This is a genomic window from Pseudoalteromonas sp. TP27 (genome assembly GCF_056470645.1).
The window spans coordinates 14,743-36,998 of sequence record NZ_JARDAK010000026.1 but is presented as its reverse complement, the minus strand read 5'-3'; the positions used below and the strand labels follow the sequence as shown (position 1 = coordinate 36,998).

At 40.8% G+C, this 22,256-nt stretch carries 22 protein-coding genes and 1 riboswitch; of the genes, 12 read left to right on the top strand and 10 right to left on the bottom strand.

The window, feature by feature from the left end; genetic code table 11:
• Positions 1 to 59 precede the first annotated feature (59 nt).
• Genes PX700_RS19895 through PX700_RS19870 form a run of 6 tightly spaced genes read right to left on the bottom strand, consistent with a single transcriptional unit; the run spans position 60 to position 5,039 of the window.
• Entirely contained in the window at positions 60 to 1,481 is a 1,422-nt protein-coding gene (locus PX700_RS19895; RefSeq protein WP_415638736.1) for a tetratricopeptide repeat protein, read from the bottom strand.
• A gap of 19 nt (positions 1,482 to 1,500) precedes the next feature.
• A complete protein-coding gene (locus tag PX700_RS19890; RefSeq protein WP_415638735.1) occupies positions 1,501 to 2,157 on the bottom strand; it encodes an energy transducer TonB in 657 nt (218 codons plus the stop codon).
• A gap of 1 nt (position 2,158) precedes the next feature.
• Complete coding sequence (locus PX700_RS19885) at positions 2,159 to 2,563, bottom strand: ExbD/TolR family protein (protein ID WP_010555259.1); 405 nt, start codon at positions 2,561 to 2,563, stop codon at positions 2,159 to 2,161.
• Positions 2,564 to 2,567: 4 nt separating this feature from the next.
• The gene (locus tag PX700_RS19880) at positions 2,568 to 2,948 is read right to left on the bottom strand and encodes a MotA/TolQ/ExbB proton channel family protein (protein WP_197151769.1); all 381 of its coding nucleotides are present in this window, start codon (positions 2,946 to 2,948) and stop codon (positions 2,568 to 2,570) included.
• Entirely contained in the window at positions 2,941 to 4,266 is a 1,326-nt protein-coding gene (locus PX700_RS19875) for a MotA/TolQ/ExbB proton channel family protein (protein ID WP_415638734.1), read from the bottom strand. Before PX700_RS19875 ends, PX700_RS19880 begins: the two co-directional genes overlap by 8 nt.
• The gene (locus PX700_RS19870) at positions 4,266 to 5,039 is read right to left on the bottom strand and encodes a DUF3450 family protein (protein WP_415638733.1); all 774 of its coding nucleotides are present in this window, start codon (positions 5,037 to 5,039) and stop codon (positions 4,266 to 4,268) included. The genes PX700_RS19875 and PX700_RS19870 overlap by 1 nt, the downstream gene beginning before the upstream one ends.
• 217 nt (positions 5,040 to 5,256) lie before the next feature.
• Between PX700_RS19870 and PX700_RS19865 the strand changes: the two genes are divergently transcribed.
• Complete coding sequence (locus PX700_RS19865) at positions 5,257 to 7,437, top strand: TonB-dependent receptor (protein ID WP_415638732.1); 2,181 nt, start codon at positions 5,257 to 5,259, stop codon at positions 7,435 to 7,437.
• Positions 7,438 to 7,526: 89 nt separating this feature from the next.
• Positions 7,527 to 8,207 (top strand): Fe2+-dependent dioxygenase, encoded by a 681-nt coding sequence (locus PX700_RS19860; protein ID WP_165729231.1) that lies wholly within the window; start codon positions 7,527 to 7,529, stop codon positions 8,205 to 8,207.
• Between the two features lie 690 nt (positions 8,208 to 8,897).
• On the opposite strand, the gene galE is transcribed toward PX700_RS19860, so the two are convergent.
• A complete protein-coding gene (galE, locus tag PX700_RS19855) occupies positions 8,898 to 9,914 on the bottom strand; it encodes a UDP-glucose 4-epimerase GalE (RefSeq protein WP_415638731.1) in 1,017 nt (338 codons plus the stop codon).
• 280 nt (positions 9,915 to 10,194) lie between these two features.
• On the opposite strand from galE, the gene PX700_RS19850 reads away from it, so the two are divergent.
• A complete protein-coding gene (locus PX700_RS19850; RefSeq protein WP_415638730.1) occupies positions 10,195 to 10,686 on the top strand; it encodes a DUF3016 domain-containing protein in 492 nt (163 codons plus the stop codon).
• A 47-nt stretch (positions 10,687 to 10,733) separates the two neighbouring features.
• Here PX700_RS19850 and PX700_RS19845 read toward each other — a convergent pair whose 3' ends face one another.
• Complete coding sequence (locus PX700_RS19845; RefSeq protein ID WP_182752399.1) at positions 10,734 to 11,024, bottom strand: prephenate dehydrogenase; 291 nt, start codon at positions 11,022 to 11,024, stop codon at positions 10,734 to 10,736.
• Between the two features lie 71 nt (positions 11,025 to 11,095).
• Between PX700_RS19845 and PX700_RS19840 the strand changes: the two genes are divergently transcribed.
• The gene (locus PX700_RS19840) at positions 11,096 to 11,305 is read left to right on the top strand and encodes a hypothetical protein (protein WP_415638729.1); all 210 of its coding nucleotides are present in this window, start codon (positions 11,096 to 11,098) and stop codon (positions 11,303 to 11,305) included.
• Here the strand turns inward: PX700_RS19840 and epmB are convergent.
• The gene (gene epmB, locus PX700_RS19835; protein ID WP_415638738.1) at positions 11,302 to 12,315 is read right to left on the bottom strand and encodes an EF-P beta-lysylation protein EpmB; all 1,014 of its coding nucleotides are present in this window, start codon (positions 12,313 to 12,315) and stop codon (positions 11,302 to 11,304) included. The genes PX700_RS19840 and epmB overlap by 4 nt on opposite strands.
• 41 nt (positions 12,316 to 12,356) lie before the next feature.
• On the opposite strand from epmB, the gene efp reads away from it, so the two are divergent.
• Entirely contained in the window at positions 12,357 to 12,923 is a 567-nt protein-coding gene (efp, locus tag PX700_RS19830) for an elongation factor P (RefSeq protein WP_024596699.1), read from the top strand.
• 56 nt (positions 12,924 to 12,979) lie between these two features.
• On the top strand, positions 12,980 to 13,954 hold the full coding sequence (gene epmA / locus PX700_RS19825) for an elongation factor P--(R)-beta-lysine ligase (protein WP_479521689.1): 975 nt from the start codon (positions 12,980 to 12,982) through the stop codon (positions 13,952 to 13,954).
• A gap of 712 nt (positions 13,955 to 14,666) precedes the next feature.
• On the opposite strand, the gene PX700_RS19820 is transcribed toward epmA, so the two are convergent.
• Positions 14,667 to 16,784, bottom strand: coding sequence for a TonB-dependent receptor (locus PX700_RS19820; protein WP_479521688.1), 2,118 nt, complete (start codon positions 16,782 to 16,784; stop codon positions 14,667 to 14,669).
• 84 nt (positions 16,785 to 16,868) lie between these two features.
• On the opposite strand from PX700_RS19820, the gene PX700_RS19815 reads away from it, so the two are divergent.
• From PX700_RS19815 to PX700_RS19790, 6 genes are all read left to right on the top strand, one after another.
• Positions 16,869 to 17,267: an acyl-CoA thioesterase gene (locus PX700_RS19815; RefSeq protein WP_479521687.1), complete on the top strand. Its 399-nt coding sequence runs from the start codon at positions 16,869 to 16,871 to the stop codon at positions 17,265 to 17,267.
• 126 nt (positions 17,268 to 17,393) lie between these two features.
• Positions 17,394 to 17,792, top strand: coding sequence for an META domain-containing protein (locus PX700_RS19810; RefSeq protein WP_415638726.1), 399 nt, complete (start codon positions 17,394 to 17,396; stop codon positions 17,790 to 17,792).
• 107 nt (positions 17,793 to 17,899) lie between these two features.
• Positions 17,900 to 18,014: riboswitch (TPP riboswitch) on the top strand.
• A 143-nt stretch (positions 18,015 to 18,157) separates the two neighbouring features.
• The gene (gene thiC, locus PX700_RS19805) at positions 18,158 to 20,110 is read left to right on the top strand and encodes a phosphomethylpyrimidine synthase ThiC (protein ID WP_479521686.1); all 1,953 of its coding nucleotides are present in this window, start codon (positions 18,158 to 18,160) and stop codon (positions 20,108 to 20,110) included.
• Positions 20,111 to 20,229: 119 nt separating this feature from the next.
• Positions 20,230 to 21,240 (top strand): FAD-dependent oxidoreductase, encoded by a 1,011-nt coding sequence (locus tag PX700_RS19800; RefSeq protein WP_479521685.1) that lies wholly within the window; start codon positions 20,230 to 20,232, stop codon positions 21,238 to 21,240.
• 18 nt (positions 21,241 to 21,258) lie between these two features.
• Positions 21,259 to 21,453 (top strand): sulfur carrier protein ThiS, encoded by a 195-nt coding sequence (gene thiS, locus PX700_RS19795; protein WP_479521684.1) that lies wholly within the window; start codon positions 21,259 to 21,261, stop codon positions 21,451 to 21,453.
• 5 nt (positions 21,454 to 21,458) lie between these two features.
• Positions 21,459 to 22,250, top strand: coding sequence for a thiazole synthase (locus tag PX700_RS19790; protein WP_479521683.1), 792 nt, complete (start codon positions 21,459 to 21,461; stop codon positions 22,248 to 22,250).
• The last annotated feature ends 6 nt before the right edge of the window (positions 22,251 to 22,256 follow it).

Sequence of the window (22,256 nt, the reverse complement as noted above, 5' to 3'; positions counted from 1 at the left end):
GCGTTTTTGAACGCCAGCAAGCTGCGCGTCTACAAGTAAATTTAACCACAGCGTTAAACTTATCCTTCTTGGCGCACTATATTCTCAAGGGCGCGAATGTTGGTTATTAAATCTTGGCGTTGTGGGTTTGCCTGCAACGCTTTTCTAAGATGTTTTAACGCTTCAGAATAGTCTTTAGAATCAATCGCTATTTGCGATAAACCAAGCCATGCCGATAGTTGATAGTCAGGCAGAGCTTGAGCGCGTACATACATTAATCTAGCTTGCGTAAGCTGATTTTTATCACGATAAATACTCGCTAAACTAAGTAGGGCATCACCTAAATTCGGGTTTATTTTAAGTGCGTTATTTAAGCTTTTAAGAGCGCGCGTAGCATTACCTTGCTGCATAGCAAGTTGTGCACTGTATATAGAAAACTGCGCTTGTTCGTCACGGGGTAGCTGTTTAGTTAATCTTTTTGCACTGCCTATTAGCTCTTTAGCTAAATCCCATTTTTGTTGAGATACAAGCCAAGCTAGCGTTTGCATTGTGGTATTAATAACCTCAACTTGTTGTTTTTTATTGGCCTGTTTTAAACCTTGCTTTAATAAACTAACTGCACGTTTACTGCTACCTTCACTTAAGTGCAACTGAGCTGCTAAAAGTTGGTTGCTGGTATCTTTAGGGTTGAGTTTTAAGGCCACTTCAATAGCAGCAAGCGCTTGCTTTTTTTGATCAAGTTGTAGTGCTATTTGTGCACGTTGCAACCAAAGTTCAGCTTTATCAGGGGTTTTATTAAGTAATTCTTTTAATAATGCATTTGCCTGATTTAAATCACCCGATTCAATTAACGCAAACAATAGCCCTTGTTGATATTGCACTGTTTCTGGCGCTAGCATAAGTGCTTGGCGGTACGCCGCTACAGCGCTCCAAGGTTGGCTGTGTTGTACGTGTATATAAGCAAGTTGCGCATAACTTTGTGCATCAGCTTGGCCAAGTTCAATACTGTGAACTAGGTGTGTTTGCGCTTTGTCATACTTTGCTTGTTGCATGTATAAAAGGCTCAAACCTTGATGTGCTTTTACTAAATCAGGTGAGGCTTTTAAACACGCTAAGTAAGCTAGTTCAGCGTTATTAAAGTCTTTTGTTGAAAGCAGTACTTGTGCACGTAATAAGTTTAAAGCGGTGCTGTCTTGATTTACATCACGGTCTTTAAATAGCGCAGCAACTTCACTGTAATTACCGGCTTGTAATAGTGGTTGCACTTGGCGAGCAAAACCGCGCTCGGTCGGCTCAATAAGGACCTCTGTAGGGCCTAATAATTTATTATTTATAGCCAACTGCCATGTTGGATCGCTAGGCGATAAAGTTACTTTTAGTGGCGCATTAGTATCACTGGCAGCGCTAGCATGTACGCTAGTTACACCTAATAAAGGGAATGAGCACATTAAAGTAGTGATAACTGCGCGAGTTAATGGTTTTAGCGTTTTAAATATATTCATGTTTTTCATTTTAATAGGCTTAAGGTTTAAATTCGATTGGCCAAATAAAGCGAGCGCGTACGGTTTCACCTTCTTTTTTAGGTGCACTAAAGCGGCTTTGTTTAATAATTTTGTCGATAGCTGGTTTAAGTTCAGGATATGGATTTTGTACTACCTCAATTAAACTTAACTTGCCACTTTCATCAATAAATACATCGAGTTTTACAGTAAATACATCAACACCTCGGCGGGTTAAGCTTTTTGGTAAAACGGCTTTAACAGGTGTAAGTAAAGTGGGGAGACCATCGAGTTGATTTAAGCTAAATGCATCCCAATTTACACTCATTGATTGCCATTGTGGCGCGTTTACTTTTACGTTGGGTGTATCGGGCTTTACAATGCTTAAATTGGTTTTTATCTTAATTTTAACTGCTTGAATAGAAGCACCAGCCCCTTCTACCGTTAAGCTTTGCATTGGCTCACTTGTTTGCTGTTGCGATATTGATGTCGGAGGAGGAGGTGGCAGTGCCACCATGGCAATCTCACGTACAACCACTTTGTCTTGCATATGGTGTTCGGCAAGTTGCCCAAGCCATAAAAGTAGTAATGCAGCACTAAGCACAATGAGGCTAAGGCCAAATGCAAAAAGTGGATGGCGATTGTTTTTTGTTTTTTGAGACGAGTCAATCGCGTGCATATTATTGCTTGGTCGCTAAGTTAACTTGCGCCGCGCCTGCCAGCTTTGCTTCGTCAATTACTTGAACAAGTAATTCTGTAGGTACTGTTTTATCAGCTTGAATAACCACAGGGCGTTGTTGCTGTTTTAGCATTTGCTCGACACTACTACGCACGCCAGCAACACCAATTTGGCTACCATCAAAAAATACTTGTTGAGAATCGGTTATTGCTAAAAATATAACTTGTTGCTCAAGGCGACTGGCTGATACGGCTTGTGGTTTATCAACCTCTACGCCGCTTTCGCGTACAAATACGGTTGTAACAATAAAAAATATTAGCAATATAAATACCACATCAAGTAGTGGCGACATATCGATATGTTGTCCCGCTTCTTGCTCTAGCTTGTGCTTTAAACGTGATTGCATAGTGTTACCCTAACTGCTTACTTAACGTATGTAATTTAGGGTTACGCTGCGAATACGCTAAGTAAGCTTGCATTAACCATGCAGGAATAGCGCACACGAGGCCCAATTGAGTTGTTAGTAATGCATCACCAATGGCTGCACTCATTAACTCGTTTTGCCCCAGCGCCATTACTTTAAATGTATCGAGCAACCCAACAATAGTGCCTAATAAACCAAGTAGCGGAAGAGCGGCAGTTAAAATAGAGCTAACCTCTTGCCAGTAGCCTTTGCGCTGCGCTTGGTATTGTTTAAGGTGCAGTAAGTCATGAAAAATTAACTGGTATACAAATAAAGCGAGTAAAAGAATACACCAGCAAATTGGGTTACTAACGATTTTTTCAAACATTGTTTTCTCCTTTTTCTAGTTGACTAAGCTGTAATGCAAAGCCTTCTAGTTGGCTGTAGTACGCTTTTGCTTTACGTGATAACAGTGCATTTAATACCAGAGCGGGTATGGCAACGACTAAACCTAATTCAGTTGTTATAAGTGCTTGTGCAATACCGCCCGATACAACTTCTGGGTCGCCTGAGCCAAACAAGGTCATCATTTTAAATGTTTCGATCATGCCGCTAACAGTGCCTAATAACCCAAGTAGTGGGGCTACTGCAGCCGTAACGGCAATAGCGCCAATAAAGTTATCGAGTTTATGCTTATCGTGAATTAACTGATTAAATAATTGATCGTCTCTCACTTGCCCTTTTTCGCTTTGCAGCGTTAAGTTAAATAACTGCTGCTGCATGCCTGCAAATTCATTGCTATTTTCAGCTTTAAAAAATTGCTGTAATTGCATTTGAGAGTGCATTTTAATTTTACTTAAACGTAGTAGCTGTGCGGCTTTTAATAGCGCAATGGTTAGTGCAAAGCAGGCAAATAAAATAATAGGGATAGCCCACAAGCCGCCTTTTTCTAGGTGTTCAAGCGGACTTTCTTGTTGGGCTTGGCTAGTCACTAAGTGCGTTAAACTAGGATCAAAAGTAAGTAATGTTGAGCCTACACCGTTTTGCTTTAAAGTATTATCGAGTGGGTTATCGTCACTTGTAGATTGTACTAACGCTACTTTTAATGCATTAGATTCATCATCCAAATTTAATAAACCCATAAGTTTAGGTGTTTGCGTACTAAACCATGCAACAGGCCCGACTTGAAGGGTATTAGCTTGGCTTAATTCGCCATTACTTAGCACAACTGATTGCTTTTTAAACTGTGGATAAAGTGCCTGCTCTTGATTATTAATTTGCGATATAACGCGGCTTAATAAGTCGTTTTGGTTATTAGTCGACTCGTTACTGCTAGCACTATTGCTGGTATTTTGGCGCACAAAACGGCTAAGTAAGTTTAATTGATATTGCTGTTGCTGTTGCCAAGTGTCTAATCGGGTTTGTAACTGATCAAGGCTTAATGTGTTTTCGTCAGCTAGGCGGCGATTAACGGCTGCTTGTTCGCGCAATTTACTGAGCGATTGCTGCTTGGTAAAAATTTGCTTTGCAAGGGTAGCTTGCTCTTTTGAAATACTATTTTGAGTTTTATTTAGAGTGCGTTGCGCTGTTTTAATATCACTTAAAATACTTTGCTTGGCATCATCACTGCTGGCTGCAAAAGAAATGTTTGCGCTAAAAAGTAAAACCGTGGCGCTAAATACTGCAATTATGCTGTTAGTAGCCATTATTTAGCCCCTTGCTGGTTTTTATTTACATAACTTAATATTGGCAGTGTTACCCAATCAGCAGCGCGCTTTTTTTGCTGTACAGCAATACCTAGTGCAACTTGCTCAGCATTAATGCTTGGGTCAAATTCCCACTGCCAACCTAAGTCACTTGGAAAACCAATACCTACGTAACTTAAATCTTCGCTTACAAACCATGCTTGTGCTGCACCTAAATAAAGCTGCTTTACCCATATTTCTTGCCCGTCAGGATGCTTAATAGCCATTTCGTGAATTGAAATACGTTGTTGAAAATCATTAAGTAGAGTCAGCATTTTTAGCGCTGTTTGTAATTTGTCTGTTGTACTGAGCTGTGAGTCGCTTAAATCACCAGTGTTTTTCCAACTACTTAAAAGTGGCGGGGGGAGTTGCACTTGTAATGAAAGTAATTGCCCAGAAATACGTGCTAGTTGATCATTTAATTGCTGTTGATCATTTTCAAGCTCTGATTGCTTGGTAACAAGCTGTTCGCGTTTTTGGGCAAGCTCACTGGTGTTTTTTTTTCTACGCTGATTAAGCTCGCTAAGTTGCTGCTGCTCAGCATTTAGAAGCGTTAAGGTTTGCTCCATGCTACTTTTTTGTTCAAGCCAATGAGTATTTAATTCTGTGTTTTGATTTTCTATTTGTAGCCATTTATTAACGAGTTGTTCTAGCTCACTAACAGTGTCGGCTTTTACTGCCATAGTGCTACAAAGCGCGATAACTACGCTAATTGGTTTAATTAAGCTTCGCATTACTTAACAACAATCCTGAAAGTTACTACAAGCAATTACAAGGACGTAATTACTGTTAATTTTTGAGTGTGTATACAATATAGGAATTTACATAACAATGCAATTGATAACAGTTATCGTTTACATTGCGTTGTTTGGGTGGTAGGATTTCGCCGAAATTAAATATGTACCTTAAATTAACAATAGTTAAGTGCTTAATAAAAACTACGGAGTAACCATGAGTAAGCCATCGAATAAAGGGAATGCCTACATAAAGCCAATTGCAGCGGTTGTTACAGCAACGCTTTCAACTTGGGCAAGTGCACAGGATGTTCAAGAATTATCGGTAACTAAAGCAGAAACTAAAACTGAGTCTAGCTATGTTGTTGAAAAATCAACGTCTCATAAATACACTCAACCGCTACTCGATACAGCTAAAACGGTAACGGTAATTAACCAAGCGGTAATGAAAGATAGAAACGTAGATAGCTTACGTGATGCTTTACGCAATGTGTCTGGTATTTCTTTAGCTGCAGGTGAGGGTGGCTCACCTACTGGCGATAGCATGTCGATTCGTGGTTTTAGTGCAACAAATGATATTTTTGTAGATGGTATTCGTGATGTTGCAGGTTATACACGTGATATTTACAACATTGAAGCCGTTGAAGTTGCAAAAGGCCCAGGCTCAGCAGTTTCTGGTCGTGGCGCAACAGGTGGTAGTGTTAATTTAGAAAGTAAAAAGGCGAAGTTAGACAACTTTAACGACGTTTCGCTACGTTTAGGTACAGAAAACGATTACCGTGGTCGTTTTGATACTAACATTCAAGTAAACGACACAAGCGCACTACGTATCAATCTTCTTACTGATAAAGGTGATGTTGCAGGTCGTGACCATGTTGAGAATGAAACAAATGCTGTTGCGTTTGCATTTGCAACAGGGCTTGGTACAAACAGTCGTTTTGATTTAAACCTAGAGTATCAGCGCCAAGACAATTTACCAGACTACGGTATTCCTTGGGTTTACAATGATACGCCTGTAGCTGAACTTGCAGATAGTGCGCGCTCACCATCTCCTGTCGACTTTGATAACTTTTACGGTAATATTTACCGTGATTACGAAGACATTGAAGCCTACTCAACAACAGCTCGTTATGAGTATGATTTCTCTCAAAATACTACGTTACGTGTTCAAGGTCGTTTAGGTAAAGTAAAGCGTGAGTCAGTAACAACTGCACCGCGTTATTTCTCGGTTACAACAGACACTGATATTACCTTTGCAGATGAAAAAACACGTGATACACAAGACTCACTTGCAGCAATACAGGTTGATTTAATTGGTAATTACGAGTTTGCAGGCTTTACTCACGATGTTGTTATGGGGGTTGAACTTGCAAACGAAACATTTACACGCTACGCCTTAGTTGCAACGACACCAGATAACCTAATTGAAGACGAAATACGTAACGATTTATACAACCCTGATGCAACAATTGCATTTACCGGTGTATATGGCCGTGATGGAAGAAGCATTGAAGCAAAAGCTAAAAACCAAGCTATTTATGCATTTGATACGGTAACACTTAACAAGCAATGGGAAGTGACAGGTGGCATTCGCTTTGATAGTTTCACTACTGATTATCATTATGACTACAACGACCCAAGCGCACTAATTTCTACAAGTGACGACTTAGTTAGCTGGAATGCGGCTGTGGTATATAAACCAACAGAAAATGGCAGCATTTATTTAGGCGCTGGCAACTCATTTAGCCCATCAGCTGAAGATCTTACCGTATCGACTAGCGGTAATGCAGCCGATTTAGACGCTGAAGAAAGCCGCAGTTATGAGTTAGGTACAAAATGGAGCCTAATGGATGGGCGCCTGCAAACTAATGCAGCGCTTTTCCGTACGGAAAAAACCAATGCCCGCACTGATGATCCGTTTGCTGATAGCAGCAAAGATGAGTTACTTGGTGGTGAGCAACGTGTACAAGGTTTAGAGCTTTCAGCAACTGGCCTAATTACTAAAGAATGGACTGTAATTGCTTCATACACTTATCAAGATAGTGAAGTGACTAAAGCCTTAGGTGATGACGTATCGCAAATTGGTAACGAGCTTGCCCGTACACCTAAAAATAGCGCAAGTGTTTGGACTACGTACGATATGTCGGATAAGTTATCGTTTGGTTTAGGTGCGCAATATGTAGGTGATCGTTACAACGGCACTACGTCTACACGTTCTCGTGCACCGGGTTATACTATTTTTGACCTGATGGTTGCGTATGACATATCAAAAGATTTGAGCCTGCAGTTTAACGGTGAAAACTTAGGTGATAAAGATTACGTTGATCAGCTAGGTGGAGGACACTTTGTACCTGGTGATGGTCGTAAGTTTAGCTTAACAGCAAGCTACTCTTTTTAATTTTAAAACAAATTAAAAAGTATGAGTAAATATAAGGGCAGGCCTATTACCTGCCCTTAATTATTTGATAAAAATGTGAGAGGGCGCACATGCTAGTTAAAATTCCAGAGCTATTAACAAAAGAAGAAGTGGCTTATTGTCATGAGGTTTTGCTTAAAGCGCAGTGGGCCGATGGCAGTATTACCGCAGGGCATCAATCAACCAAAGCAAAAAATAACTTACAGCTACCTGAAAATAGCCCTGAATGCCAAGAGCTTGGCGATATTATAATGGCAGCACTTGCGCGCAGTAATTTGTTTATGTCGGCAGCGCTCCCCGCAAAAATTTTTCCTCCGTTATTTAATTGTTATCAAGGCGGGCAATCGTTTGGTGTGCATGTAGATAATGCAATTAGACAAGTGCCGGGTACGCCTGTAAAAATTCGTACAGATGTATCAATGACGTTATTTATTAATGACCCCGAAGACTATGAGGGCGGTGAACTTGTTATTGAAGACACTTATGGCTCACATAGCGTAAAGCTGCCAGCAGGCAGTATGGTGCTGTACCCTTCAACGAGTTTACATCGTGTAATGCCTGTAACGAGTGGGCGTAGATTAGCCTCATTTTTTTGGTTACAGAGTATGATAAACAGCGACGAAAAACGCGGTTTATTGTTTGATTTAGATATGTCGATTCAAAGTTTGCGCAGCAAAGTAGAAGATAGCCCAGAGATTATTCAGTTGACGGGGGTTTATCATAACTTGTTAAGGCAGTGGGCGCAGACATAACGAAGAAATTTGTTAGATGTTAGTAATTAAAAGCTGCGCTTTTCGCGTGAGCAAGCTCTTCGCCTACAGCCAAAACTTAACGCTGTGGTTAAATTCACTTGTAGACGCGCTGCTTGCAGGCGTTCAAAAACGCAGTTTTTGGGATGGATATTTAAGTAATTAAAAGCTGCGCTTTTCGCGTGAGCAAGCTCTTCGCCTACAGCCAAAACTTAACGCTGTGGTTAAATTCACTTGTAGACGCGCTGCTTGCAGACGTACAAAAACGCAGTTTTTGGGGTGGATATTTAAGTAATTAAAAGCTGCGCTTTTCGCGTGAGCAAGCTCTTCGCCTACAGCCAAAACTTAACGCTGTGGTTAAATTCACTTGTAGACGCGCTGCTTGCAGGCGTACAAAAACGCAGTTTTTGGGGTGGATATTTAAGTAATTAAAAGCTGCGCTTTTCGCGTGAGCAAGCTCTACGCCTACAGCCAAAACTTAACGCTGTGGTTAAATTTACTTGTAGACACGCTGCTTGCAGGCGTTCAAAAACGCAGTTTTTGGGATGGATATTTAAGTAATTAAAAGCTGCGCTTTTCGCGAGAGCAAGCTCTACGCCTACAACACAGCTATAAAATTGAACTCGGTATTTAAATACTCTGTAGGCGCGGTTTTATACCGCGCACTTACTTTAAGTTTGAAGCTTGTTTTACTTAACCCTTATAACCATTTGGGTTATTTGACTGCCAACGCCATGTATCTTGCATCATTTCATCGATACCGCGTACTGCTTCCCAGCCAAGTTCATTAAGTGCTTTTTCTGGTGCGGCATAACACGCTGCAATATCACCAGGGCGGCGAGGTGAAACCTGATAGGGTACAGCCTGATCGCTTGCTTTAATAAATGCATTAACCATTTGCAGTACAGAGTAACCATTACCAGTACCTAGGTTATAAACTAATGCACCTGTGCTGCTGGCAATTTTATCAAGCGCTTTTAAATGACCAATAGCTAAATCTACAACGTGTATATAGTCGCGTACACCGGTGCCATCAATGGTGTCGTAATCATCACCAAATACAGCGAGTTGCTTTAATTTACCGACCGCTACTTGTGCGATAAACGGTAAAAGGTTGTTCGGGATACCGTTAGGATCTTCACCAATTAAGCCCGATTCATGCGCACCTACTGGGTTAAAGTAACGCAAAATAGCAAACGCAAAGCGCTCATCTGATTTAGCGATATCTTGCAGCATCATTTCAACCATCAACTTAGATGTACCGTAAGGGTTAGTAGTACCACCTACAGGGAAATCTTCTTTAATTGGCAGGCTTGCAGGGTCGCCGTATACCGTGGCTGACGAGCTAAATACTAATTTAAATACACCTGCGTCTCGCATAGCATCAACAAGCGTAAGCGTACCTTGTACATTGTTTTGATAGTACTCAACGGGCTTTGCAACCGATTCACCCACTGATTTTAAACCCGCAAAATGTATAACACTATCAATCGTGTGTTTTGCAAATACTGAATCTAAAAAGGGTTTATCGAGAATATCGCCTTGGTAAAAAGTAGCTTCTTTACCTGTGATTTTTTTTACGCGAGCAAGAGATTCTTGAGATGAATTACTTAAGTTATCAATAACAACAACATCGTTACCTTGCTGTAAAAGTTCTAAAACAGTGTGCGAGCCAATATAGCCAGCGCCACCGGTTACTAAAATAGTCATGAAAGCTCCGTGGGTACCTTTTATCAATTGAGTTAATTTCACCATAAATTGAGATGGTTTACATGCTTTATCTGTGACTTTTATTATTTACAGTAGATCATGATATTTATATAAATTAATATTACTAACTTCGGTTACATTTTATCGCCATAAGTAACACTTAGTTCGTAAGGTTAAGTTATAGTTAATAAATAAGTGCTAAAATGAACCCAGTAATAGCTAATGCTAGGTTTACTCCAATCTACACTTTTGTGATTGGTCTACCTCTTTGGAGAAAGATATGAATTTAGTTAAAAAAATAGCAGCAACAATGTGTATTGCATTGCCTGCACTTGCCCATGCGGGTGAGTCTGTTGTTAAATGGCATGACTTTAATGATTATCGTGATGTGCGAGCGTCAAACCAAACTAAGAGCTCATATCATAAAAGTGTGGCAGCTAGTTTCGAAAAGCATATGGCAAAACTAGCCGAGCAATTGCCAAAAGATTACAAATTAAACGTAGAGTTTACTGATTTAGATTTAGCGGGTGATGTGCGTTATGGCGGTATGGACGAAATCCGTGTAGTGAAACCAATTTACTTTCCACGCATTAAGCTAAATTATTCGTTAACCAATAAAGACGGTACAGTGCTAAGTAAAGATACTGATGTAGAGCTTAAAGATATGGGCTTTATGGATAAAATTAAAATGGGTCGCGACGAATCATTTTATTACGAAAAACGCTTATTAACAGAGTGGTTTGGTGAACAAATATTACCAAGTTTAGATTAACTCAAAATAATAATGCCGCTAAATAGCGGCATTTTTATTTTTAAGCTTTACTTAAAAGTAGCTAACAACGTGAGTATTTGCTGTAACTTAATAACGGTTGTTTTAAGTTTTTCTTCATCAAAACCATCGTTAGATAAGCTTTCAACATCAGCGGCTACGTCGAGTACGTAAGGCTTAAAACGTTTAGCTTCAAAGCTAAAGCCTGAATCGGCAGTAAATAAGGCTTTAAACTTACCGTGACCTTGCTGTTGAAGCTCGTCGAGTTTTTTGTCAGCATCAAGTGCCTGACGGTAAACAATTTTTAAGTTAGTATTGAGTTGTTCAATAATAGAGTCCATGGTTTTCCTAAAGCTTTGCACTGCATTGCCGACATAATACGTGGATTATATTTAAAAGTCAGGTTTGTTATATGAATATATCAGGTGGAAATTTACCAGTAATGTCTGGTACAGGTGAAGGTGCTGAAGTGTTAAGTGCTGCGCTTGCTAAAAGACAGCAAAAGGTTGATGGCTCAGCAGCACTGGCTCTTATCGAAGGTGCTGCACAAGTACCAAGTGCGCAAACACCGGCTAAATCGGCAACTGCGACACTGGGTAATAACGTAAATATTTACGTTTAAATGAGCTTAAGGTCGATAGGTGTTTTGCTTTTTTGACCACCTATTTCTCTTACTAATTTAGGCACTAAAAATCCAGGCAGAGCTTTTAATAGCTCTGCCATTATTTCAATTGCTTGCGCTTCATTAATATCAAAGTGGCTCGCCCCTTCAACTTTATCTAGCAAATACAAATAATACGGCAATACGTCTGCGTCAAATAACGCTTCGCTTAAGTTTATTTGCGCATCAACCGTATCGTTCACATCCTTTAAAATTACAGCTTGGTTTAAAAGCGTTATGTTTGCTTGTTTAAGCTTTTGCATGGCAGCTTTAAAATCAGCGTCTATTTCGTTTGCGTGGTTTATATGATTAATAAAAATGATTTTTAATGGCGATTTTGCTAGTCGCTCACATAACTCATCGGTCACTCGCGCAGGTATAACTACCGGCAAACGGCTATGAATTCGCATTCGTTTAATTTGTGGTAATTGCTCAAGTTCATCTAAAAACCAGCTTATTGCATCGTCTTTGGCCATCAGTGGATCGCCACCACTTAAAATCACTTCGTTTATATTGCTATCTGATTTTATATAGCTCAGTGTTTCTAGCAGACTTTTTTTATTAAGTTGATTTTCTTGATACGGGAAATGCCTTCTAAAGCAGTAACGACAATTTACAGCACAGCCGGTTTTAAACATCACCAAAACACGCGATTTGTACTTATGTAAAAGGCCGGGTTGGTCGTTATCTTGCTCAAGTAGGGGATCTTTATTAAAACCCGATTTAGTCAAAAATTCTTGATGGCGTGGCATAACTTGTAGCAAAAGAGGATCGTTTGGATCGCCTTTGCGTATTTTTTTTATAAAAGGGATAGGCACACGTACCGGAAATAAACTACGGGCTTTTAGGTCGTTTTCATGGACTTGGCTCGATAAACCGACCATTTCAAGCAAGGTTTTTGGGCAGGTAACTACATTTGCTAATTCTTTTTGCCAGTTTTTATGCAAATTTGCTTCATTTCTTTGTATCATTGGCATGTAGATTACTCGAAAAAATATAAATAGAGGAAACGATGGCGAATTATAGCACCAACGAGTTCAAGGGCGGCCTAAAAATTATGATGGACGGCGAGCCTTGCAGTATCTTAGAAAATGAAATGGTAAAACCTGGTAAAGGCCAGGCGTTTAACCGTGTTCGTATCCGTAAACTTATCTCTGGTAAGGTGCTTGAAAAAACCTTTAAATCGGGTGAATCAGTTGAAGGTGCTGATGTAATGGATACAGATTTAGCGTATCTATACACAGACGGCGAATTTTGGCATTTCATGAATAACGAAACATTTGAGCAAATTGCTGCTGACGAAAAAGCACTAGGCGATGCAGTTAAATGGTTAGTTGAAAATGACTTATGCACAATTACATTATGGAACGGCAGCCCTATTGCTGTTACACCACCTAACTTTGTTGAGCTTGAGATCACAGAAACAGATCCTGGCCTTAAAGGCGATACAGCGGGTACTGGTGGTAAACCAGCAACGCTTAGCACAGGCGCTGTGGTACGAGTTCCATTATTCGTACAAATTGGCGAAGTAATTAAAGTAGACACGCGTAACGGTGAATACGTAAGCCGCGTTAAGTAACACTTAACTCAGCTTAATAAATCCCGGCTTAAGCTGGGATTTTTTTTGGAGAAAATATGTCAGCAGATCTTTGGGCGCCTAGCGCAAGTATTGAAACACTAAAGCAGCGTGCAGCAATATTGCGCAGCATCCGTGAATTTTTTTATGCACGAGATGTTATGGAAGTAGAAACGCCAAGCTTAAGTGCTGCCAGTGTAACCGATGTGCACTTAGCTAGTTTTAATACCACATTTGTAGGCCCAGGGCATGCTGGTGGCCTTCCTCTATTTTTACAAACATCTCCAGAGTTTGCTATGAAACGCTTGTTAGCAGCAGGCTCAGGCGCTATTTTTCAGCTTTGTAAAGCATTTAGAAATGAAGAAGCAGGTAGTCATCACAATCCTGAATTTACAATGCTTGAATGGTATCGCCCAGGCTTTGGCGAATTTGCACTTATGGATGAAATGGATGAGCTAATGCAGCTTGTTTTAGGCGTCGAGCCTGCAACAAGGCTTACCTATCAGCAAGCGTTTAAACAATCACTTGGGCTTGATCCGCTAACTGCAAATATAGAGCAATTAAAACAACTTGCGTGTGAGCACGGATTTGCTGATATAGCCAAAAATGAAACGCATAAAGATACCTTACTGCAGTTATTATTTTGTATGAAAGTAGAGCCAACAATAGGGCAAGATAAGCCATGTTTTGTTTATCATTTTCCAGCTTCTCAAGCGGCACTTGCACAAATTTGTGAACATGATGCACGCGTAGCAGGGCGCTTTGAGCTTTATTACAAAAATATGGAATTGGCTAACGGCTTTAACGAACTCACAAATGCCAGTGAGCAAGCTAAGCGTTTTAATGAAGATAACACATACCGTGCTAACAACGGTTTAAAGCAAGTGCCTATGGATACGCGCTTAATTAAAGCGCTGGAGCATGGATTACCACAATGCGCTGGTGTTGCAATGGGGATTGATAGGCTGGTAATGCTCGCAACAAACAAAGAGAAAATTAAAGACGTGATAGCATTTGATGTGCAAAGGGCGTAATGCCTACCCTGAAGGCGCACAGCTTGCTGGCGCGTTAAAGCGAAGCTTTAAAAAGTTGTTCGATTATATGTCGCTTATGCTTAGTTTAAAGTAATTAGAAGCTGCGCTTCTCACGTGAGCAAGCTCTACGTCTACAACACAGCCATAAAATTGAACTCGGCGTTTTAAATACCCTGTAGGCGTTCAGCTTGCTGGCGCGTTAAAGCGAAGCTTTAAAAAGTTGTTCGATTATATGTCGCTTATGCTTAGTTTAAAGTAATTAGAAGCTGCGCTTCTCACGTGAGCAAGCTCTACGTCTACAGCACAGCCGTAAAATTGAACTCGGTGTTTTAAATACTCTGTAGGGGTGCAGCTTGCTGACGCGTTAAAGCGAAGCTTTAAAAAGTTGTTCGATTATATGTCCTTTATAGTTAGTTTAAAGTAATTAGAAGCGTTGCTTCTCACGTGAGCAAGCTCTACGTCTACAACACAGCCATAAAATTGAACGCGGTGTTTTAAATACCCTGTAGGCGTGCAGCTTGCTGACGCGTTAAAGCGAAGCTTTAAAAAGTTGTTTGATTATATGTCGTTTATGCTTGGTTTAAAGTAATTAGAAGCTGCGCTTCTCACGTGAGCAAGCTCGACGTCTACAAATAAAAACACCGCGTTTAAATTAAACGCGGTGTTTTTATTTGCTTACTGTAGCTTTTAGTTGAAAGCCAACGGCTGTGTTTTACAGATTAAGCGTAAACGTAACACCTGCTACGCGAGGCTCGCCTAGTTGTGTGTATGTATGCGTTGCGTAACCATCTTGTGGGTCATTACCAAATTCAAAGCCACGTGTTGGGACTGTTTCGTCAAACACGTTACGAGCCCATGCGCGTACAGCCCACATGTCTGCTTCATAGCCAAAGCTTAAATTAACTAAGTTGCTGCTTGGCGCTTGTGAGTTGTGACTATCTGAGAAGTAGTAATCGTCTTTACCTTCAACACCAACCATGCCGTAAAGCTCACTTGTAAAGTTATAGCGAGCAGTAAAAGCATATTGATATTTAGGTGATTGTGCTTGTTCGCGGCCGTCTTGGTTTAAGCCTGACTGCGTTACAAAGTCGTCTATTTCTGTATTTAGGTAGCCAGCACTACCCGTTAAAAATAAATTATCAGTTAACTGGTAACTACCTTCAATTTCAAGTCCGTAATTACTGCCAGAGCTTGCATTATCAACATAACCAGTAAATTGCTGACCTTCTACTTGCCATGCTTTTAACTGAATATCATCGCGGTGCATGTAAAATGCAGCTAAGCGAAGCGTAAATTTATCATCAAGCGATGAGCCCTTAACACCAAACTCACCACTCCATAAATATTCTGGGTCGAAGCTCGTATGCTGCTGGAAAAAATCAGCGCTTAGGTTTAAGCCTTCATCTTTCGCTTTAGCAAGCGCTTCTGAGTTTATACCGCCAGCTTTATAACCACGGGTGATACTTGCGTAGATCATGGTGCGATCAATGACTTGATACTCTAGCGCAACTTTACCGCCAACCATTACGTCGTCAGTATCTTGTATAAAGCCGTTACTGTCGGTGTAGTCACCTTGATATTGCTCTACACGTAAACCTGTAATGAGTGTTGTTTTAGGGCCAACAGGAGTCGCTAATTGTCCGTATACTGCAACATTACTTGTTTCGTAAGTTGAAGAAAATGGGCTTGCTAACCATGTGTATTGGCGTTCTAAATCAACATCACGGTTTTGGTAATAAATACCCGCAACCCAGTTACCTGTTTTAGAATTAAACTGTAAATCTACAGATTGATCATCGCGATCGCGGCTATAAAGATCGGTTGAGCTGTATCCATCTGGATGTAAGCCCGCAGCACATAGCTGTGGCTCGCTTGAGTCATTACAACCCCAGTCTTCATCAAAACTATAAAGCAGCTCGGTATCAATAGCCGATAGATTTAGGTTTACATCAAATAAATCAAAACCCGTATAAGTATTATTAATACCTATTGCGTAGCTTTCTTGAGTATCTTGGCCTGGTTCATCGGCTACACTATTGCGGCTGTTATCAAGCGTAAACGCATCGTAGCCGTTGTTTATATCGATATAGTGAAGATTTAACTCAGTATTTAAATGCTCTGTAAGCTGACTGTTTATTTTAAAGCGCGCTACTTGTTCGTCTTGATTTTGTGTTTCGTCATTTAAGTACAGGTTATCTACGTAACCGTCTGATTTTCTACGAAAGTAGCTAACGCGTGCGCTAGTATCATCTGTTAAACCAGTGCTTGCTGCAATGCCTGCTTCGCGGGTGTTGTATGTGCCAGCACCTACTTGTAATTTTAAACTTGGATCGCTCGTGGCTTTAGCTGAACCCATTTGGATCATACCGGCCATACCGTCTGCGCCAAAGCGTGTACCTTGTGGGCCACGATAAATTTCTACTTGGTCTATATCAAATAATAATGAACTGCCACCAAGGCCAGAATAGTTAATACCATCAATAACTAAGCCTACAGATGGATTAATAGGATCTACAAATTGTGAGCGAAGCCCCACACCACGAATTTGAATATAACGACCACGCGACGCGCCAGATGCAAAGTTTACATTGGCGGTGCTGCCTAACATTTCGTCTAAGTAACTTGCCCCACGTTGATTAATTTCATCTTCGCTGAATAAGCTCGCACTCGCGCTTAAAGTCTGAATGCTTTCGCGCTGAAAATCGCCGGTTACAACAATTCTTTCTAGGTCGCTATCATCAGCGTTAGCTGCAATTGGTGCACCAAGCAGCGGTAAAAGTGCGGCAGTAATTAAAGACAAACGTAAGTTCATTGGGTTACTTAACTCCATTTTAGGGACTCGTATGGTAGCAATTATTTAAACACATGTGCTATAAACGCGGCAATTATACGTTAAATAATCAGGATTACTAATATGACCTTTAAAGTCGACTTTAAAGTACGTGATTACGAATGTGACTTACAAGGTATCGTAAATAACAGTGTTTATTTTAATTATTTAGAGCACGCACGCCATGAATTTTTGTACGCACACGGTATTGATTTTTCTCAGTTAGCGAAAGATAAAATTAACCTAGTCGTGATGCGCAGCGAAATGGACTATAAACATTCACTATTACCAGGTGATGAATTTTATGTGGCTGTAGAGCCGCAGCGTATTAGTCGTTTAAAGTTTGCGTTTAAGCAAACGGTTATTCGTAAAAATGATGAAAAAGTGATGCTAAACGCACTGGTTATAGGTACTTCTGTTAATGAAAAAGGTAGGCCATTTTTACCAGAGCAAATAGATAACCTATTCAAAACTGCAACCTAGTACTTAATAGAACAACTTTTAAACTATCATAGAACAAAAATTTACATTTAAAACATGCATTATTAACGGATAAATCGCATAAATATTGTTACTATTACAGTAATTAGACAATTAGTTAGTAGTAGCATGAAATTAGCAGCAATAGCGATGCTTATAGTCGGTTTATGTGTTGGTTGCGCATCAACAGGGACGGTTACCAGTGAGCAGCTTAAATACACCCAATGGCAATTATCACGAGTTGATGGTTTAGCAATTCCTCCTTCTTTTAAGGCATCAATGAGCTTTATTGAAGCACTGCAAGTAAATGGCTTTGCTGGCTGTAACAAGTTTTTTGGTGAAGGTTCGCTTGAAGATAGCAGCCTAACCATCAGTAAATTAGGTATGACGCGCAAGTCGTGCGGCGAAGAACTCGATGAGTTTGAGCAGCAGTTATTGCAAGCCTTAAAGCAAGGTGCAGAGCTTAAAATGCAGGACCAGCAATTGGTCATGCAAGGTGAGCAAACTTTTGTATTTATTCCTAAGTAATTTTAAGTTTTTGAAAAACAGCCCCTTGCGGGCAGTTTTTAACTGACGTACACTCAGCGCAGATTTGTTGGATAACACCTTCAAATCAACGAACAGAATTTATATATCAATACTTGTCGGAGTGCCAAAGCTAAGTAATTAGTTTGTGGCTGAGATCGCGAAAGCGGGATCCGTGAACCTGATCAGGTTAATACCTGCGTAGGGAACAAGCTGCCTAAATAAGGACGCTTGTGCGTCTTTTTTTATGCGCACAATAAAGTGATTTTGATTATTTTAGGCTGCAAAGTAGCATGTATGCTACTTTACGATCTTTCTCTATTCCTCGGAATATCTGACAAGACAACCCTTAAGCAATGAGGCAAGTCATGTCAAATACTACAAATAAAGCGTCGCGCCGCGAAACTCGTGCTGCCGCGTCTGAATATATTTATAACTTAACGGGTCAACCGTTCCCAAATTCTCATAAAGTATACGTTGAAGGTACTCAACCTGGCGTGCGCGTTGGTATGCGTGAAATCACGTTAAGTGATACGTTTATTGGTGGCACAGATGAAAACCCTGTTTATGAGTCAAACGATCCGCTACGTGTTTACGATACGTCGGGCCCGTATACCGATCCTAATTTTGAACTTGATGTACGCAAAGGCTTACCAAAATTTCGTGAGCAATGGATTGAAAGCCGTGGCGACACCGAAGTTTTAGAGTCAGTTACGTCGCAGTTTTCGCAGCAACGTATGGCAGATGAAGGGCTGGATCATATTCGCTTTGATCACCTTCCAAAAATTCGCCGTGGTAAAACAGGCAAAAACGTAACGCAAATGCACTACGCACGCCAAGGCATTATCACTCCTGAAATGGAATATGTAGCCGTTCGCGAAAATATGGGACGTGCAGAAATTCGTAAAGAATTACTTGCCGCGCAACATAAAGGCGAGTCGTTTGGTGCGAGTATTCCTGAATTTATTACCCCAGAGTTTGTACGTGATGAAATAGCCCGTGGTCGCGCTATTTTACCAAATAATATAAACCACCCAGAAACCGAACCTATGATTGTAGGTCGTAACTTTTTAGTAAAAGTTAACGCTAACATTGGTAACTCATCGGTAAGCTCATCTATTGAAGAAGAAGTAGAAAAAATGGTGTGGTCTACCCGCTGGGGTGCAGACACCGTAATGGACTTATCAACGGGTCGTTACATTCACGAAACCCGTGAATGGGTTGTACGTAATTCGCCTGTCCCTATTGGCACCGTTCCTATTTATCAAGCACTTGAAAAAGTAAACGGTGTAGCTGAGGATTTAACGTGGGAAATTTTCCGCGATACGCTTATTGAGCAAGCTGAGCAGGGTGTTGATTACTTTACTATTCACGCCGGTGTATTACTTCGTTATGTACCAATGACCGCAAAACGTGTAACCGGTATTGTGTCGCGCGGCGGCTCAATTATGGCTAAGTGGTGTTTAGCACATCATAAAGAAAATTTTTTATACACGCACTTTGAAGACATTTGTGAAATTTTAAAACAATACGATGTGTGTTTTTCATTAGGTGATGGACTGCGCCCAGGCTCGATTGCTGATGCCAATGATGAAGCGCAGTTTAGTGAGTTACGTACATTAGGTGAACTGACTAAAGTTGCGTGGAAACACGATGTGCAGGTATTTATTGAAGGCCCGGGGCATGTGCCAATGCACATGATTAAAGCCAATATGGAAGAGCAACTTAAACATTGTGACGAGGCACCATTTTATACTTTAGGCCCGTTAACAACCGATATTGCACCAGGGTACGACCATATAACCTCGGGTATTGGTGCTGCTCAAATAGCATGGTACGGCTGTGCAATGCTGTGTTATGTAACACCTAAAGAGCATTTAGGTCTGCCAAATAAAGAAGATGTTAAAGAAGGTTTAATTACCTACAAAATTGCAGCGCATGCCGCCGATTTAGCAAAAGGTCACCCGGGTGCGCAAGAGCGCGATAACGCGCTATCAAAAGCACGCTTTGAGTTTAGGTGGCACGACCAATTTAATATTGGTTTAGATCCAGACCGAGCTCGCGAATACCACGACGAAACCCTGCCGCAAGAATCAGGCAAAGTCGCTCACTTTTGTTCTATGTGTGGTCCTAAATTTTGCTCTATGAAAATTAGCCAAGAAGTACGCGATTATGCCAAAGATTTAGAAACACGTGGTATTGATCCTAATAACGCTGGCGACGCTATTGAAATAAAAATGGTTGATGTAGAAGCCGAAATGAAAGCTAAATCAGCTGAGTTTAAGCAAACAGGCTCAGAGATTTACCATAAAGCGGTATAGCAAGAATTTAGATGCAGATGTAGGTGAGGTTTTATACCTCGCTTCTTTACTCGCTTTTTTAAAAAATTGAAGAAGTGCGAAGTAAATTCGCACCTACTAATAATTGCTTTGGAGGTTTTATGTTTTATAACATTGCTGTGGTGGGTTTTGGTTTAGCAGGGCGCTTAGCTGCCCTTGAACTAAGTAAGTTGCATCATGTAACGGTGTTTGAAGCAGACGATGAGCAAACCCCAAATAGCGCCGGTAAAGTGGCTGCGGCAATGCTTGCCCCACTTGCAGAGTCGGTATTGTGCGAGGCTGATTTAGCTTTAATGGGGCTTGACTCAATGAAGCGCTGGCCAGATATTATTGCTGAACTTGAAAATGAAGTTTTTTTTCAGCAGCAAGGCACATTGGTCGTTGCGCATCAGCAAGATAAAGGTGATTTACAAAGCTTTGCACAACGTATAAAGCCGCTAGCTGATCACACTGCTGAGCATGTAAATGCTCAGCAAATTACAATGCTTGAACCCGAACTTGTAGGGCGCTTTAATCAAGGCTTATTTTTACCCTGCGAGGGGCAAATAGATAACCACGCATTTTATAAAGCCAGCTTTGCACAGCTCAACAAACGCAAAGTAAAATTTGTGTTTAATCAGCGCGTAACCATTAACGACAACAAAATAAATAATCGACCCTTCGATTATATTATTGATTGTCGTGGGCTTGGTGCTAAAACAGCTCAAAGTGATAAACCGCTTAGAGGCGTGCGCGGCGAAGTAGCAAGGTTATACGCACCAGAGGTAAGTTTAATCAGGCCCGTGCGCTTAATGCACCCACGTTACCCAATTTATATAGCGCCTAAACCTAACAGTGAATATGTAATTGGTGCGACCGAAATAGAATCGCAAGACAATGGCGCTGCAACCGTGCGCTCAACCCTTGAGTTACTTTCAGCGGCTTATACCGTACACAGCGGATTTGCCGAAGCACGGCTTCTTAATATTCAAACCGGATTACGGCCCGCATTTAGCGACAACCGCCCAGAAGTAACAAAAGTAGGTAATGTAATTAGTATTAACGGCTTGTATCGACATGGTTATATGTTGGCGCCGGCATTAGTGGCGCAAGCAGTTTCGCAAATACAGTAAGAATAGAGTGAGAATAAAATGAACATTACAATTAATGGCGAGCTACTTAATGTTGATAGCAAAGCGCTCGTTGAGGTACTTCAACGTTTTGGTGCAGTTGCGCCTTTTGCTGTGGCTGTTAATAGCGAATTTATTCCACAAAGTCGGCACAGTAATTATGTACTTAATGAAGGCGACAGTGTTGAGTTGCTGTCACCAATTCAAGGCGGATAAAGCTCATGCAAACTAAAGACTGTTTAACTATTTATGGAGAGCAAATAAATAGTCGTTTATTAATAGGCTCTGCGCTTTATCCGTCGCCCGATATTATGACCCAGTCAATAGTCGCCTCTGGCGCTGAAATAGTAACTGTGTCACTTAGGCGCCAACAAAGTGCTTCGGCAGGTGATGATTTTTGGCAGTTAATAAAAAATACAGGCTTAAAAATACTCCCTAATACTGCAGGGTGCCATAGTGTTAAAGAAGCCATAACGCTTGCAAAAATGTGCCGAGAGATATTTGCCACCGATTGGATTAAGCTAGAGCTAATTGGCGATGATTACAATTTACAACCAGACCCTTTTGCACTACTTGAAGCCACAAAAATATTAATTAATGATGGCTTTAAAGTATTGCCTTATTGCACCGATGACTTAGTACTTTGCCAGCGTTTAAATGAGCTAGGGTGTGAGGTGCTTATGCCATGGGGTGCGCCAATAGGCACCGGTAAGGGATTGTTAAATAGCTATAATTTAAAAACTATTCGAGAGCGCTTACCCGACACCACATTAATAGTAGATGCAGGTTTAGGTTTGCCATCGCATGCCTGCCAAGCACTCGAAATGGGGTATGATGCGGTATTATTAAATTCAGCCATTGCAGGGGCGGGTTGCCCAATTACTATGAGCCGCGCGTTTAAAGCCGCAGTAGAAGCAGGGCGCTTTGCATACAAGGCAAAAGCGATGCCTGAAAAAGACGTTGCAGCCCCATCAACTCCAATAATGGGTATGCCTTTTTGGCATCAGCAGTAAGGAAAA